A 15,087-nucleotide genomic window follows, 5' to 3' on the forward strand; every position below is an offset into this window, starting at 1 on the left:
TCACTTTTTCTTGCGGACGGCGATGGAATTCGCGTGCGCGGTCAGCTCTTCGGTCTCGGCAATGCGGATGATGTCGTCGGCAGCTTTCAGAAGCTCCGCTTCCGTATAGTAGATAAAGCTCGATTTTTTGATAAAATCATCGACGGAAAGCGGCGAGAAGAAACGCGCCGTGCCGCTGGTGGGCAGCACGTGGTTTGGACCCGCGAAGTAATCGCCGAGCGGCTCCGGAGAATAGTTTCCGAGGAACACGGAACCGGCGTTATCGAGCTTGCCGATGTATTCGAGCGGATTTTCGCAGCAGACTTCAAGGTGCTCCGGGGCGAGCTCGTTTGCGAAATCGACGGCTTCCGCCATGTTTTCGCAGACAATAATTGCACCGAAATTTTCGATGGATTCTTTAATGATGTCTTTTCTCGAAAGCGTCTGCATTTGGCGCTCAATCTCCGCAGCGGTCGCTTTTGCAAGGTCTTCCTCCGGGGTAATGAGAATAGCGGACGCCATGCGGTCGTGCTCCGCCTGGCTCATGAGGTCGGCGGCCAAGAACTCCGGCTTCGCGGTTTTATCCGCAATGACGAGAATTTCGCTTGGACCGGCAATCATGTCGATATCGATGGTGCCGTACAGTAATTTCTTTGCCGTGGCGACGAAAATGTTGCCGGGGCCGACGACTTTATCAACCTTCGGGACGGTCTCGGTGCCGTAGGCGAGCGCCGCGACGGCCTGCGCGCCGCCGATGAGGAACACGCGATCTACGCCGGCAATCCTTGCGGCGGCCAAAATGTTTTTATCCGGCTTGCCGGTACGTCCCGGCGGCGTGACCATGACGATCTCGCCGACTTCGGCAATTTTCGCCGGGATGACGTTCATCAAAACGGAGGACGGGTACGCTGCCGTACCGCCCGGCACATACACACCGACCCTGTGCAGGCCGCGCACGCGCTGACCCATCAGAACACCTGTGGGCGAGGGGTCGATGCGGCTTTGCTGCTTTTGTCTGGCGTGGAACGCGCGGATATTTTCTGCGGCACGCTCCATCGAAGCGATGAACGCCGGGTCGCAGTCTGCGGTGAGCGCATCGATCTCCTCTTTTGTGATCTCCGCTTTCTCCGGCGCCCAGCCGTCGAACTTCATTGTATAGCGGCGCACGGCTTCGTCGCCGTTATCGCGCACGTCCTTCAAAATTTCGGCCACTTTATCCTCTACGCTGCGGTCGTTTTCGCTGACGCGGGCTTTAAGGCTTTGAATAAACGCTTCACAGTAGGCTCTATCGCCTTTGGCAATACGGATCATACGGATTTCTCCTCCCTGTTCTTTTCGATCTGCGCTTCCATACGGGCGGCAAGCGCTTCAATCTCCTGCTTTCTCATTTTAAGGCTGGCGGTGTTTGCGATGAGACGCGCCGAGATACCGGCGATGGTCTCCGTGACCTCCAGACCGTTTTCTTTTAAGGTGGTGCCGGTCTCGACGATATCGACGATGCCGTCTGCAAGGCCGAGCAGCGGGGCAAGCTCTACGGAACCCTCGATTTTGATGATGCGCACGTCCATGGCACGGCTTTCAAAGAACTGCCGTGCGACGTTCGGGTATTTGGACGCGACGGTCTTCGCTTTGTAGCCGCCGAAGAAATCCGTACCCTTGCGGCAGGCGAGCGCAAAGCGGCAGCGGCCGAAGCCAAGATCTAAGATTTCGTAAAAATGACTGCCGTTTTCCATGATGGTATCTTTGCCGACGACACCGAGGTCGCACACGCCGTTTTCGACGTAAGTGATGACATCGGCAGCTTTGGCTAAAACGACTTCGATCTCGCCGTTTCCAACGGGAAGAATCAGTCTTCTGCCTTTTTCGCGCACTTGCGTGCAATCAAGGCCGATCTGCTCTAAAAGGTTCACGGTGTCTTTTTCGAGGCGCCCTTTTGTGAGGGCAATTCTTAATGGCTTCATGCGTTTTCCTCCCCTCTAAGGACGATGACTTCCGGGATGCCGCGGCGCTTTGCGTAGCGCTCGGCCTCGTCTACCGTATCGAACACGGAGCTTTCGCAGATTTTGCCGTTTGCTGTCAGCTCGCGAATTTTCATCTGTGCTTTGATCTCCGCGCCGCTTTCCGCGTGGACGAGCACGTCCGGCGTGGGCACGCTTTCAATCCGGCCGTCGTCGAGCAAAACAGAAGCCAGCGCATCGACGTTTGCGGCAAAGCCGATAGCGGGCATGGGGGCATCGAATTGCTTTAAAAGCGTATCGTAGCGGCCGCCCATTAAAACGGCGTCACCATAGTTTTCCACATAGGCGCTGAAGACGACGCCGGTGTAGTAATCATTGCGCTGCACAAGGCCGAAATCGACCATCAGGCGGTCATCGAGGCCGAGCGACGACAGCGCGGTATATAGCGTGCGCATATAATCGAGCGTTCCGGAAAGCACGGGGTGGCCTTTGCAGAACTGCTCCGCTTCCGCGAAGACCTCTGCCCCGCCGAACAGGCGCGGCAGCTTTTTGATGGCTTCGGTATACACGGATTTTGGGAGTGCGTCGAGCATATCGCCGAGGGCGGCGTAGTTTTTGGACTCAATCGTCTGGCGGATGTCCTCTTTTTTATCTGCGGAGACGGGCAGCTCATCGGCGAGCGCACCGAAGAACTTTGCGCTGCCGATCTCCAAGCGGAAGTTTTCCGTGCACGCGGAAAGCGCCTCAACGGCGGCGGCGATGACCTCGATATCCGCTTTCAGCCCCGATGCACCCAAAAGCTCGATGCCCGCCTGCGTTGTTTCGTCGCTGCGGCCGGAAAGATCCTTGCTGTTGCGGTAGATCGGCTGGTTATAGTAAAGCCGAATGGGCTTTTCCATCGCCTGCAACCGCGTTGCGGTAAGGCGCGCGATGGGCAGTGTTAAATCGGGACGGAACACGATGAGCCTGCCTTTGTTATCCGTGGATTTATACATCTCATACTGAGGAATAGCGGCGTTTGGGGCATCGAACACGTCGTAGTATTCCATGCCGGGCGTGATGACCTCATTATAGCCGCGCATTTTGAATATATGCGTGAGCCGCTCGCTCACGGTACGCTGCGAAAGGCACTCTTCAAACAGAATATCCTTGGTGCCCTCCGGCGTGATTTTGTTGAACTTCTTCATAACGACCGTCCTTCTGCTTTAATGTAATGACGTGTTACAATAATACCATGTAACTGTGCGCTTGTCAAGACTTTTCCTGTTTTGCGTATACATGTATATACGCATAGATATGCAGAAAGGCGGAAGCAACTTCTTGCGTCCGCCTAATGGCATTAAAACAGTGATGTCTGGCTGCTGTCCGGCAGACCCTGCAGTGCGCCGGCGCTTTTTAAAACGTCGATAACAGCGCTGGAGACCTTGGCGCGGGACTGCACTTCGTCGATGGAGATGAACTCCTCGCCGCCCGTGCACGCTTCATACAAGCTGTGCGCCGCCGCCTCGCCCACACCGGGCAGGGACGAGAACGGCAGACGGATCTTGCCGTCTTCGACAAGGAACTTTTTCGCATCGGATTTATACAGGTCGACCGGCAAAAGCTCGATGCCGCGGCACAGCATTTCGTTGATAATCTGGAATGTGGAATACGCCGCGTCCTCCTTGACAGTGGACTGGTGCTCCTTTTGCTTCTGCTCCAGCTCGCGCATACGGCGCTGCACGGCGGCACGCCCCTGCACGGCGGTGGCGCCGTCGAAATCTTCACTGCGCACGGTGAAGTACGCCGCGTAGTATTCCACAGGATAATGCACCTTGTACCAGCCGAGGCGCAGCGTCGCGATCATGTAGGCGGCAGCGTGCGCTTTCGGGAACATGTACTTGATCTTATAGCAGGACTCGATGTACCAATCCGGCACGTTGTGCTCCTTCATGGCGGCGATGTGCTCCTGCGTGAAGAGCTTTTTCGCGTTGCCCTTACGGGTGATTTCCATAATCTTAAACGCCATTTTCGGCTCAAGGCCCTTTAAGAGCAGGTAGGTCATGATGCTGTCTCGCGTACCGATGACGGTGGCGATGGTGCAGGTGCCGTCTTTGATGAGGTCCTGCGCGTTGCCGATCCAAACATCCGTGCCGTGGGACAGACCCGAGACCTGCAGAAGGTCGGAGAATGTCTTCGGCTGGGCATCGATGAGCATTTGGCGCACGAACGGCGTGCCGCACTCCGGCAGAGAGAACGTGCCCGTCAAAGAGCCGATGTCCTCCGGCGTGACGCCGAGCGCTTCCGTGGACGTAAACAGCGACATGACCGCCGGGTCGCTCATGGAGACCTTCATGACGGGAATGCCGGTGTAATCTTCGAGATAGCGATAGATGGTCGGCACATCGTGGCCGAGCTCGTCCAGTTTACAAATGGTATCGTGAATGGAATGGAAGTCGAAATGCGTGGTGATGTTATCGGAATTCTGGTCGTTTGCGGGGTGCTGCACCGGGCAGAAATCGTAGACCTCTTTGCCCTTTGGCACGACAACCATGCCGCCCGGGTGCTGACCCGTGGTGCGCTTGATGCCCGTGCAGGAAATGGAAAGGCGTTTTTCCTCCGCGCGGGAAAGCACGCGGGAACGTTCTTCGGCATACTTTTTCACGTAGCCGAACGCGGTTTTATCCGCGACGGTTGCGATGGTGCCGGCCTTGAAGACGTTTTCACGGCCGAACAGCGTCTCCGTATAGCGGTGCGCACCGCTTTGGTATTCGCCGGAGAAGTTGAGGTCGATATCCGGCGTTTTGTCGCCGTCAAAGCCGAGGAACGTCTCGAATGGGATGGTGTGGCCGTCGCGGTCGAGATCTTCGCCGCAGCGCGGGCACTTTTTCGGCGGCAGATCAAAGCCGGAAAGGTAGCTGCCGTCCGTGATGAACTCGCTGTACTTGCACTTGGGGCAAATGTAGTGCGGCTCGAGCGGGTTAACCTCCGAGATGCCGGACATGGTTGCGACGAACGACGAGCCGACGGAGCCACGCGAGCCGACGAGATAGCCGTGCGCTTCGCTGTCTGCCACGAGCTTTTGCGCCGTCATGTACAAAACGGAGAAGCCGTGCTTGTTGATGGAGCCGAGCTCGCGCTTCAATCGCTTTTCGACGATCTCCGGCAGCGGGTCACCGTACTTTTCCTTGGTGCGTGCCCACGTAATGGAGTTCAGCTGCTCCTCTGCACCGTCGATGAACGGTGGGAAAACACCCTCCGGGATGGGGCGGATTTCCTCGATCATATCGGCGATCTTGTTCGTATTGGTGACGACAACCTCATACGCTTTTTCTTTGCCGAGGTAGTCGAATTCTTTCAGCATTTCGTCCGTGGTGCGCATGTAGAGCGGCGCCTGCTCATCGGCATCCGTGAAGCCCTGACCCGCCATCAAAATGGCGCGGCCTGCGGCGTCTTTCGGGTCTTTGAAGTGCACGTCTCCCGTTGCGACAACAGGCTTTTTCAGCTTTTCGCCGAGCTTTACGATGGTGCGGTTGTACTCTTTTAACTGCTCGATATCGCACGAGCCGTTGCGCACCATGAACATGTTATTGCCAAGCGGCTGGATTTCGAGGTAATCGTAGTAGGAAGCAATCTCGAGTAATTTTTCCCACGGCTCGCCGCGCGTAATGGCGCGGAACAGCTCGCCCGCTTCGCACGCGGAGCCGATGATGAGGCCCTCGCGGTACTGGTTCAAAACGCTTTTCGGCGTGCGGGGACGCTTATAGAAGTAATTTAGGTGGCCAAACGAGATGAGCTTATAGAGATTCTTTAAACCCACCAAGTTCTTAACGAGAATGATCTGGTGGTAGGTCGGCAGCTTTTTCGGGTCGCCGCCCGCGAGTGCGGTGTTGATCTGCTTGACATCTGTCAGCTTGAAATCATCGACGAGGCGCTGGATGAGGTTGATAAAAATCTCGCCGAGCACGGCGGCATCGTCGCACGCGCGATGGTGATTAAAGGGCTTTAGCTTTAAATACTTCGCAACCGTATCGAGCTTGCAATTTTTGATGTCCGTCAGCATGGAGCGACACATGGCGACCGTATCGATGTACACATACGGGAACGTCATGTCGTGGCGGCTGCACACGGCGCGCAGGAACGAGGTATCAAAATTTGCGTTGTGCGCGACAAGAATCACGTCTTCGCCGCAGAACTCGAAGAATTTGCGCACGGCTTCTTCCTCTTTCGGTGCGCCCGCGACCATTTCATCCGTGATACCGGTGAGCTCCGTAATCTTTGCGGGAATGGGCTTTTCGGGGTCGACAAATGTATTGAAAGATTCGGTGATTTCGCCGTTATGCACGCGTACCGCGCCGATCTCCGTGATGCGTTCTTTGCTCGAAGAAAGGCCGGTGGTCTCGAGGTCAAAGCAGATGTAATCCGTATTGAGCGGCTTATCGGTCTCGCCGGTGACGGCGGGCACGAGGTCGTTTACAAAGTAGCTTTCCACGCCGTAGATGACCTTGAATTCGCCGCCGCCCTTCTTGATCTTGAGCCACGCGTTCATGGCATCCGGAAACGCCTGCGCGACGCCGTGGTCGGTGATGGCGAGGGCCTTTTGCCCCCATTTATAGGCGCGGTCGATAAGCTCGCCTGCGGGGGTCATGCCGTCCATGGCGGACATGTTCGTATGCAGGTGCAGCTCTACGCGCTTTTCTTTGGCGGTATCGACGACCTCCACCATTTCCGCGCGGGCAATGGCGTTCGGGCGCATAACGTTTTCGCGGTCGTATTTATCGTACTCCACGGAGCCCGTCACGAGCAGCGCCGTACCCTTTTTGATGGCATCGATCTTTGAGCAGTCGTTCGCCTGCTGAATGAGCTTTAACGTGATGGAATTTGTGTAATCGGTAATGTCGATGGAATAAATCTTGCGGGAGCCGTCACGCGTTTCGCGGGATTCGATGTCGAACACCTCGCCCCAAACGGTGATACGTCCGGCTTCGATGGTCGCTTCGGAAATCGGTACCGGCTCCTTTTTCGGCAGATTGCCGAGAATGGGGCGCGCGGTCTCCAGAATGATCTGCGGCATGAGCGATTTGCCCTCGCGCACACTGACGCGGCACTTCGCAGCTTTCTCTTTCATGGCGGCTTCGTAGCGGTCCATTTCTTCGATGACGGCGGCGCGCGCACGCTTTTCTTCCTCGACGTGCAATCGCTCGATGACGGATTCGTCGCCGTTTTGCAGCTCTGTTTTGCCCGTGAACGTCACCGTAACGGGCACGCTGAACCACTCCTGCACCGTTTCGCTGATGGCGCGGTCGGTATGGCGCTTTTCGAGCAGATTGAGTCCGCCGTGCAGCAGCTCTATTGTAAGGGTATTTTCGTTTATGGTGCAGCCTGCGTCTTTAAATGTGCCGTTTAAGCTTGCGTCGAGCTCGCGCACACGCTCCAAAACGGAGGTAACGCAGCTTTCCTGCCACGCCTGAGCGGGGAATGCGGGGGCAAGCTCCACGCGCATATCAGGCAGAATGCGCTCGTGCAGCATACCGTTTACCTCGCGCAGGTCGCTGTACGGCACGAAGGCTTCAAACTTCGTTTTCAGGCGCACCAAACGGTTTTCCCTGTGTATCTCTATTTTTTCGATCTGACCGGCAGCGACGCCGTCTTTCGGCGTATAGCCGGCGCTTTTCAGCAGATCGCCTAATGTTTTCAAGCGCATCTCTCCTATGTAGAATGGTCTGTGTTTTTATGGTGTGAGATGATGCAAAAAGGCCGTACCGCCCGGCACAGCCTGTTTTATTGCAAATTAAAGCTTGTCGATCTCTTCCATCAGGGCGTCCAGAAGCTCAGCTTCCGGCACCTTGCGGATGATCTGACCTTTTTTGAAAATGAGGCCCTCTCCCTTGCCGCCGGTAACGCCGAGGTCGGCCTCGCGCGCTTCGCCGGGGCCGTTGACAACACAGCCCATGACGGCAACGGTGATGTCCTTATCAACGTATTCGAGTGCCTTTTCGACCTTATTGGCAAGGCCGATGAGATCGATACGTGTTCTGCCGCAGGTGGGGCAGGAAACAAGCTTTACGCCGCCGCGCAGACCGAGCGCGCTCAAAATATCGCGGCCGGTGCGAATCTCCTCTGCGGGGTCGGCCGTCAGGGAAACGCGCAGCGTATCGCCGATGCCGCGCTGCAAAAGGCTGCCGATGCCGATGGCGGACTTGACGATCCCCATGCGCAGCGTGCCGGTTTCCGTCACGCCGAGGTGCAGCGGGTAATCGCAGCGCTCCGCGATCCTTTCATACGCCTTGATATTCGTATCGACCGAGGAGGATTTCAGAGAGATGACGATGTCCGTGAAATCGAACTTTTCGAGCAAAGACGCGTGGTAAAGTGCGCTTTCGCACAGCGCTTCCGCTGTGGGCGCGCCGTACTTTGCGAGGATGCTCTTTTCGACCGAACCGGAATTGACGCCGATGCGAATCGGGATTTTCTTTTCGCGGCACACGGTCGCGACGGCTTTTACGCGGTCATCGCCGCCGATGTTGCCGGGATTGATGCGGATTTTGTCCACGCCCGCCGCTGCAGCTTCAAGCGCAAGCTTATAATCGAAATGAATATCCGCCACGAGCGGAATGGAAATTTTCTCTTTGATGGCGGGGATCAGCCGCACGGCATCCATATCGGGGATGGCAGCGCGGAGAATCTGGCAGCCGGCTTTTTCCAGTGCGACCGCCTGCCGCACGCTGCCTTCTATATCGGTGGAGGGCACGTTCAGCATGGACTGCACGGTGACGGGCGCGCCGCCGCCGATTTTCACATTGCCCGCCATGACCTGTTTTGAAATACGTTTCATTGTATCGTCCTTTCCCTTATCCGCCTGTTGCGATGCGCATGATGTCCTGGAACGTGACGGCGAGCATCAGGCAGATGAGCAGTGCAAAGCCGCCTGCGTGCACCCATCGTTCGTACTTTGCCGGAACCGGCCTGCGGAAGATCGCTTCGATGATGAGGAACACAAGCCGTCCGCCGTCGAGCGCCGGCAGCGGCAGTAAATTCACGATGCCGAGGTTCACGGAGATCACAAGCATGATGTACACGATGTTGTTGACCGCCGCGCCGAAGCTCTGCTTAAGCCCCGCGCTTGCGGCCTGCGTGACTGCCTGCGCCGTACCGACCGGACCTGCGAGCTCTTTAAAGCCGAAGCGGCCCGTCACCATGCCGATGAGGCTGTTGAAGATCATGCGCACGGTGGAGTACGTATCCGCAAACGCGTTTTTGATGAGCGTCCACGGCGTTTTTTCTTCGCCCAACACGTAGAAATCCAGCACGGCGCGGTACTGCTTGCCGTCCGCAGATGTTGTGTTGATGGTCAAATCGTTAAAGGTGACGGTCTCTTCGCCGCGCTTTACGGTGAAGTCAAGCGCCGCGGTGCCGTCTGTGGAATCAAGCGCCGCCATACTTAAAGCAAAGGAAAGATCCTGCCCTGTGCGAACGGTGTAGCCGTCGATGGAGGTGATGACGTCGCCCACCTCCACGCCGGCGGCTTCAAACGCAGAATTTTCCGCAAAGCCGGCAATCTGCATGGTGGCGTAGCGGTCTTCCTGTCCGCAGATGACCATCATCAGCAAAACGGCAAGCAGGATATTCATGATGCCGCCCGCCGCGACCACGATCATGCGCTGCCAAACGGGACGGTTGCCAAACGCGCGGGGATCGTCGCTTTTTTCGTCCTCACCCTCCATGGCGCAGTAGCCGCCGATGGGCAAAAGCCGCAGGGAATACTGCGTTTCACCGCGGGTGAACGAGAAAAGCTTTGGCCCCATGCCGATGGAGAATTCGTTGACGCACACGTGGCTCAGCTTCGCTGTGAAAAAGTGGCCGAACTCGTGGATGAAAATGATGAGCCCGAAGAGCAATACGCCGATAACGGCGAGCAGGATGCCCTGCACCACCGTGCTCATCTTGCGCTCTCCCCGCAGCGCTCCAGCACATAGGCGCGCGCTTTGCGGTCAGCTTCCAAAACGTCCTCCACGCTTGTAACGGGCGCGGTTTCAAATGTATCGGCTACATGGCACACGAGCTCGCCGATGTCCTGCCAGCCGATTTTTTCTTTTAAAAACAGCGCAACAGCGGCTTCGTTTGCACCGTTGACCGCCGCGGGCAATGTACCGCCGCGGCGAATGGCACGCTTGCACGCGCCGAAGCACGTAAAGGTTTCTTCGTCCGGCGCATAGAACGTCAACTTCTGCCAATCGGCCAAATTCAACTGCTTTACAGGCGACGGGAAGCGGCGCGGGTAGGTAAGCGCATACTGGATGGGAATGCGCATATCCGGCACGCCGAGCTGCGCGATGACGGAGTGGTCTTTATACTCAATGAGCGAGTGCACGATGCTTTCACGGTGCACAACAACATCGATGTCGTCCGGCTCCATATCGAAAAGCCACTTGGCTTCGATGAATTCGAGCCCCTTATTCATGAGCGTGGAGCTGTCTATGGTGACCTTCGCACCCATGTCCCAGTTCGGGTGTTTTAAGGCGTCTGCGGGGCGGATATGCTGAAGCTCCCCGGCTTTTTTGCCGAAGAACGGACCGCCGGACGCCGTTAAGATGATTTTATTTAAGTCGCACTTTTTGTACATACCCTGCAAACACTGGAAAATAGCAGAATGCTCGCTGTCTACGGGCAGAATTTCGATGCCGTTTTCCTTGGCGGTCTTCATGACGAGTGAACCGCCTGCGACGAGCGTTTCCTTATTCGCGAGCGCCATCTGCTTTTTGGCTTCGAGTGCCGTTAAGGTCGGCTTGAGGCCCACCATGCCCACGACGGAGTTTAAGACGATATCAACGCTTTCCAGCTCCGTCAGGGCACAAAGGCCCTCCATGCCGCTGTACACCTTCACATTGAGGTCGCGGACGGCGGCGCGAAGCTTAGAAGCAGCTTCCAAATCAAAAACCGCAACTGCTTGCGGTTTAAATTCCCGGATCTGCTCTTCCAGAAGCCGAATATTGGAATGGGCAGCGAGCGCCTCCACTTTAACGGCGTGCTCCCCTTCCTTTTGTATACAGCGCACAACGTCGAGCGCCTGTGTGCCGATGGACCCGGTAGAGCCGAGCAAAGCTAACTTTTTCATGCAGACCCATCCTTTCTTACGACACGATCGGCAGCAGCATCGTTACCATGTAGACAAACGGTGCGGTGAAAATCACGCTGTCGAAACGGTCCAAAATGCCGCCGTGGCCCGGAATGACACTGCCGAAATCTTTGATGTGGCAGCTTCTTTTAATGAGCGAAAAGCTGAGGTCGCCGAGCACGGACACAAACGCGCCGAAAAAGCCGATGATAAAGAGCGAGAGCCAGTTTGCCTGACGTTCGCCGCCGTAAATACCGTAGGTGAAAATGAGACCCACGAGCTGCAAAATGATGACGCTGGACAACACGCCGCCGATGAGACCCTCCACAGTCTTTTTGGGGCTGATCTCCGGGCACAGCTTGTGCTTACCGAAGAGCTTGCCGGCGAAAAACGCGCCTGCGTCCGGAATCCATGCGGAGAATACGCACACGAGCGCGTAGAACATGCCGTGCTGGTCGCTCAACGTGCGCACCAGAACGATAGTCTGCAGCGCGAGCGGGATCAAAACGACCATGCTGTACACAACGGCCATTTCTTTAAAAGTGATCTCGCGGTGGTGGCGCAGCAGCGCGCAGAAAATGCACGCCGTGAACGCGGAATAAATAAAGATATTTGCCTGCTGAAATTCACAGAACTGCACCAGCACGGCAGCTGTCATGCTGGGAACCGTGATATACCAGCGGTCGGAAAGTCCCAGCGCCTTGATGACTTCAAAAACAGCGAGCGCGGAGATAAACGCAATGGCAATATTGAGTGCCAGCGGAAAAGAGCGGTTGAACACGACGATTGCCATGAAAAATGCGACCAGCGTGACACCGGATAAAACTCTGTCCTTCATATACCTGTGGTTTCCTTTCACCGTTCGGAATGTAATAGAAACGCGGTACAGGGCGGCATATACCGCCCGCACTGCAAAAAATCATACACCGCCGAAACGGCGTTGTCTGCTGTTGAACTTTTCAATGGCTTCGTCCAAGTGCTTCGGCTTGAAATCCGGCCAGAGAATATCAAAATATTCAAATTCGGTGTAGGCGCTCTGCCACAAAAGGAAGTTTGAGATGCGCTCTTCGCCGCTTGGACGGATGATGAGATCCGGGTCAGGCTGGCCGGCGGTGTACATAGCGCCGGAAAGCGTTTCCTCCGTGATGTCCTCGGGCGAAAGCTCGCCGTTTTTGACGCGCTCTGCCAAAATGCGTGCCGCGCGGGTGATCTCTGCGCGGCCGCCGTAGTTCATGGCGAGGTTCAGCACCATGCCGGTCTTCACGCTGCTCGCTTCCTCCACGCGATGAATGAGCGCCTGTAAGTCGGGCGCAAAAGCGGAAATATCGCCGATAAAGCGCACCCGGATATTCTCATTCATGAAGTCGCGCAGCGCTTCCTCGAGGTACTGGTGGAAAAGCTTCATCAGCGCAGAGACCTCCTCTGCGGGGCGGCTCCAGTTTTCCGTGGAAAACGCGTAGAGCGTGAGATATTTTACACCGATAGACGATGCATACCGCGTGATGGTGCGGAAATTCTGCGCGCCCGCCGTGTGGCCCGCCGTACGCGGCAGACCACGCTTTTTAGCCCAACGACCGTTGCCGTCCATGATGATGCCGATATGTGCCGGCACCTGCACGGGCGTTTTGTTTTCTTTACTTCCAAATGCCATTTCGGAGTCTTCCTTTTGCTTACAGGGTGAGAACTTCCTTCTGCTTTGCGGCAGAGCGTTCGTCTGCCTGCTTTACGTACTTATCCGTCAGCTCCTGCGTTTTCTTTTCCGCCTGCTTCAGGTCGTCCTCGGTCAGTTCGCCGTCTTTTTTCATCGCCTTCAGCTTTTCCATAGCGTCGCGGCGGATGGAACGCAGGGCGATTTTTGCTTCTTCTGCCATGTGGCTGACGTCCTTCACGATATCCTTACGCTTCTCTTCGGTGAGCGGCGGGAAAATGAGGCGGATGGTCTTGCCGTCGGACTGCGGGTTGATGCCGATGTCCGAGGTCTGGATGGCGCGCTCAATGGCGCGGCAGACGGAACCGTCCCACGGCTGAATGGTCAGCACGCGTGCCTCCGCAACGGAAACGGCTGCAAGCTGGTTGACCGGCGTGGGTGCGCCGTAGTAATCGACCATGACCTTATCGAGCACAGCCGGGTTTGCGCGGCCTGCACGGATGGCGGCGTAGTCGCTTTCGAGTCTCGCGATGGTTTTGCCCATTTTGCTTTCTGCTTTTGCCAATACTTCCTTCATAAGTATATTCTCCTATCTGTTATTTCATTATACGTTTTGTGTGCTCTTTATCAGGGCGCACAAGGCTTCTCCCCTAAAAAGCTTTAGTCCTTCGTGATGACCGTGCCGACGTTTTCGCCGCAGACGGCGCGGACGATGTTCTCCGGGTCCTCAATGCTGAACACAAGGAACGGGATGCCGCGGTCGTTACAGAAGGAAGCGGCCGTCATATCCATGACCTGCAGGTTCTGATTGAGGATTTCCATATACGTGAGATGATCGTACTTCTTTGCGTTCGGGTTCTTCTTCGGGTCACTGTCGTAAACGCCGTCGACCATGGTCGCCTTTAAGATGACTTCGGCGTCGATTTCTGCACCGCGCAGCGCTGCGCCGGTATCGGTGGAGAAGTACGGGTTACCCGTGCCGCAGCCAAACACGACAACACGGCCTTTTTCAAGGTGACGCACCGCACGGTTGCGGATGTACGGCTCTGCAACCTCCTGCATGGCGATAGCTGTCTGTACGCGCACGTCAAGGCCGACCTGCTCGAGGCCGTCCGCCACGCCGAGTGCATTGATGACCGTAGCCAACATGCCCATGTGGTCTGCACGGGTACGGTCCATGCTGCCGCTGCTTCTGCCGCGCCAGAAGTTGCCGCCGCCCACAACGATGGCGACCTCGCAGCCCATATCCACGATCTTCTTGATGGGCTCGCAGATCTTGACAACGGTGTCAAAATCGATGCCGTGACCGATCTTGCCGGAAAGCGATTCGCCGCTGAGCTTTAAGAGAACTCTTTTGTACTTCAAATTCATACGTTCATCCTCGATTCTTTAGTATTCCATATCCTGTGACGCACACCCGCAAATTTTTTCAATTTGCAAATGCACAGATTTATACTTATACTTATTTTACATGACAGACCCCGATTTGTAAAGCGTATTTCCGAAATGTTCACGGAAATGAAAAATTTTTGCACAATGCACGAAATTCAAACGGCGTTCACAGTTTTGTGCTAAAAGTGTCTTATACTAAAAAAACGGCTGAAAGGAGTGAAAAACCACATGCAGCTTAGAAAAACGATTTTAGCTTCCGTGCTTTCTGCGGCGCTTGCACTCTCTGCGGCCGCCTGCGGCACAGCGGAAAACACACAAAGTGTGAGCAGCGCGGCGGCTTCAGAGCACGTAGCGGAAACGCCGACGCCTTCCCCCGAAGCGACCGCAACGGCATCGCCTACCGCCGAGCCGACGGTAAAATCCACCGCATCTCCCGCACCGGAAAGCAACGAGGTAAGCGAAAACGCAGAGATTACTGCGGAGCTTGAAGCGATGGCGCCGCTTTTGGAAGCACACATTCTGGCGCAGATGAACGGCATGGCGTTTGACGCGAATGATCCCGTTTACTTTTGGCAGACCGCAGCCTTTGCGGTGGACAACTGCGGCATGACGTTTTACAGCGCAGAGACGACCGGCAGCGCGCTGGTGCTCTCTCGCGGGGTGATGGAAGAAATTGTGAGCGGACTATTCGAAAGCGCCGCAAATGAAGATCTGCCGGATATTCCCGACTCGCTTTCGGGTGAGATTTCGTACGATGCAGACAGCGACACCTATGCGCGGCCTATAAGCGGCGGCGGCTTTTCCGTGGACATACAAGACTGTGTGAAAAGCGGAGATGTGTACACCGTGACGGCAGCGCTCATCCGCGACGAGAACGAGGCGGAACCACAGGCGATCTTCACGGCGGAGCTCGTGCCGAATCCGCGCGAGGACAATACCGTATTTATATATAGTATACGCACCGTGAAACAAATTTCATAAGCAAATTAAAAATGTCGCGCAGAATGTGTATTTCT

12 protein-coding genes are annotated in these 15,087 nt (G+C 56.0%); 1 reads left to right on the forward strand and 11 read right to left on the reverse strand.

Features of this window, described 5'->3' with window-relative positions; genetic code table 11:
* From hisD to pyrH, 11 genes are all read right to left on the reverse strand, one after another.
* The gene (gene hisD / locus ACI0CA_RS11620; protein WP_308448803.1) at positions 1-1,290 is read right to left on the reverse strand and encodes a histidinol dehydrogenase; all 1,290 of its coding nucleotides are present in this window, start codon (positions 1,288-1,290) and stop codon (positions 1-3) included.
* Complete coding sequence (gene hisG / locus ACI0CA_RS11625; protein WP_176821419.1) at positions 1,287-1,940, reverse strand: ATP phosphoribosyltransferase; 654 nt, start codon at positions 1,938-1,940, stop codon at positions 1,287-1,289. The genes hisD and hisG overlap by 4 nt, the downstream gene beginning before the upstream one ends.
* Positions 1,937-3,124: an ATP phosphoribosyltransferase regulatory subunit gene (gene hisZ, locus ACI0CA_RS11630; RefSeq protein WP_446806789.1), complete on the reverse strand. Its 1,188-nt coding sequence runs from the start codon at positions 3,122-3,124 to the stop codon at positions 1,937-1,939. The genes hisG and hisZ overlap by 4 nt, the downstream gene beginning before the upstream one ends.
* Positions 3,125-3,276: 152 nt before the next feature.
* The gene (locus ACI0CA_RS11635; protein ID WP_412266926.1) at positions 3,277-7,614 is read right to left on the reverse strand and encodes a PolC-type DNA polymerase III; all 4,338 of its coding nucleotides are present in this window, start codon (positions 7,612-7,614) and stop codon (positions 3,277-3,279) included.
* A gap of 93 nt (positions 7,615-7,707) precedes the next feature.
* The gene (gene ispG / locus ACI0CA_RS11640; RefSeq protein WP_176821416.1) at positions 7,708-8,751 is read right to left on the reverse strand and encodes a flavodoxin-dependent (E)-4-hydroxy-3-methylbut-2-enyl-diphosphate synthase; all 1,044 of its coding nucleotides are present in this window, start codon (positions 8,749-8,751) and stop codon (positions 7,708-7,710) included.
* A 16-nt stretch (positions 8,752-8,767) separates the two neighbouring features.
* Entirely contained in the window at positions 8,768-9,859 is a 1,092-nt protein-coding gene (locus ACI0CA_RS11645) for a M50 family metallopeptidase (RefSeq protein ID WP_446806788.1), read from the reverse strand.
* Entirely contained in the window at positions 9,856-11,031 is a 1,176-nt protein-coding gene (locus ACI0CA_RS11650; protein ID WP_308448807.1) for a 1-deoxy-D-xylulose-5-phosphate reductoisomerase, read from the reverse strand. The genes ACI0CA_RS11645 and ACI0CA_RS11650 overlap by 4 nt, the downstream gene beginning before the upstream one ends.
* 16 nt (positions 11,032-11,047) lie before the next feature.
* A complete protein-coding gene (locus tag ACI0CA_RS11655; RefSeq protein ID WP_308448808.1) occupies positions 11,048-11,869 on the reverse strand; it encodes a phosphatidate cytidylyltransferase in 822 nt (273 codons plus the stop codon).
* Between the two features lie 81 nt (positions 11,870-11,950).
* Entirely contained in the window at positions 11,951-12,682 is a 732-nt protein-coding gene (locus ACI0CA_RS11660; RefSeq protein WP_176821413.1) for an isoprenyl transferase, read from the reverse strand.
* Between the two features lie 19 nt (positions 12,683-12,701).
* On the reverse strand, positions 12,702-13,256 hold the full coding sequence (gene frr / locus ACI0CA_RS11665; RefSeq protein WP_176821412.1) for a ribosome recycling factor: 555 nt from the start codon (positions 13,254-13,256) through the stop codon (positions 12,702-12,704).
* Positions 13,257-13,339: 83 nt separating this feature from the next.
* Positions 13,340-14,050: a UMP kinase gene (pyrH, locus tag ACI0CA_RS11670; protein WP_176821411.1), complete on the reverse strand. Its 711-nt coding sequence runs from the start codon at positions 14,048-14,050 to the stop codon at positions 13,340-13,342.
* A gap of 249 nt (positions 14,051-14,299) precedes the next feature.
* Between pyrH and ACI0CA_RS11675 the strand changes: the two genes are divergently transcribed.
* A complete protein-coding gene (locus ACI0CA_RS11675) occupies positions 14,300-15,052 on the forward strand; it encodes a hypothetical protein (protein ID WP_417425334.1) in 753 nt (250 codons plus the stop codon).
* Positions 15,053-15,087: the final 35 nt, after the last annotated feature.

This window comes from Hominenteromicrobium mulieris (assembly GCF_046197855.1).
Classification (GTDB): domain Bacteria; phylum Bacillota; class Clostridia; order Oscillospirales; family Acutalibacteraceae; genus Hominenteromicrobium; species Hominenteromicrobium mulieris.

Excerpts from the sequence above, each read along its gene's own strand:
- ACI0CA_RS11660 (WP_176821413.1), bottom strand. The coding sequence starts at position 12,682 with ATGGCATTTGGAAGTAAAGAAAACAAAACGCCCGTGCAGGTGCCGGCA.
- ACI0CA_RS11655 (WP_308448808.1), bottom strand. The coding sequence starts at position 11,869 with ATGAAGGACAGAGTTTTATCCGGTGTCACGCTGGTCGCATTTTTCATG.
- ispG (WP_176821416.1), bottom strand. The coding sequence starts at position 8,751 with ATGAAACGTATTTCAAAACAGGTCATGGCGGGCAATGTGAAAATCGGC.
- ACI0CA_RS11650 (WP_308448807.1), bottom strand. The coding sequence starts at position 11,031 with ATGAAAAAGTTAGCTTTGCTCGGCTCTACCGGGTCCATCGGCACACAG.
- hisZ (WP_446806789.1), bottom strand. The coding sequence starts at position 3,124 with ATGAAGAAGTTCAACAAAATCACGCCGGAGGGCACCAAGGATATTCTG.
- ACI0CA_RS11675 (WP_417425334.1), top strand. The coding sequence starts at position 14,300 with ATGCAGCTTAGAAAAACGATTTTAGCTTCCGTGCTTTCTGCGGCGCTT.
- hisD (WP_308448803.1), bottom strand. The coding sequence starts at position 1,290 with ATGATCCGTATTGCCAAAGGCGATAGAGCCTACTGTGAAGCGTTTATT.
- frr (WP_176821412.1), bottom strand. The coding sequence starts at position 13,256 with ATGAAGGAAGTATTGGCAAAAGCAGAAAGCAAAATGGGCAAAACCATC.
- pyrH (WP_176821411.1), bottom strand. The coding sequence starts at position 14,050 with ATGAATTTGAAGTACAAAAGAGTTCTCTTAAAGCTCAGCGGCGAATCG.
- ACI0CA_RS11645 (WP_446806788.1), bottom strand. The coding sequence starts at position 9,859 with ATGAGCACGGTGGTGCAGGGCATCCTGCTCGCCGTTATCGGCGTATTG.
- hisG (WP_176821419.1), bottom strand. The coding sequence starts at position 1,940 with ATGAAGCCATTAAGAATTGCCCTCACAAAAGGGCGCCTCGAAAAAGAC.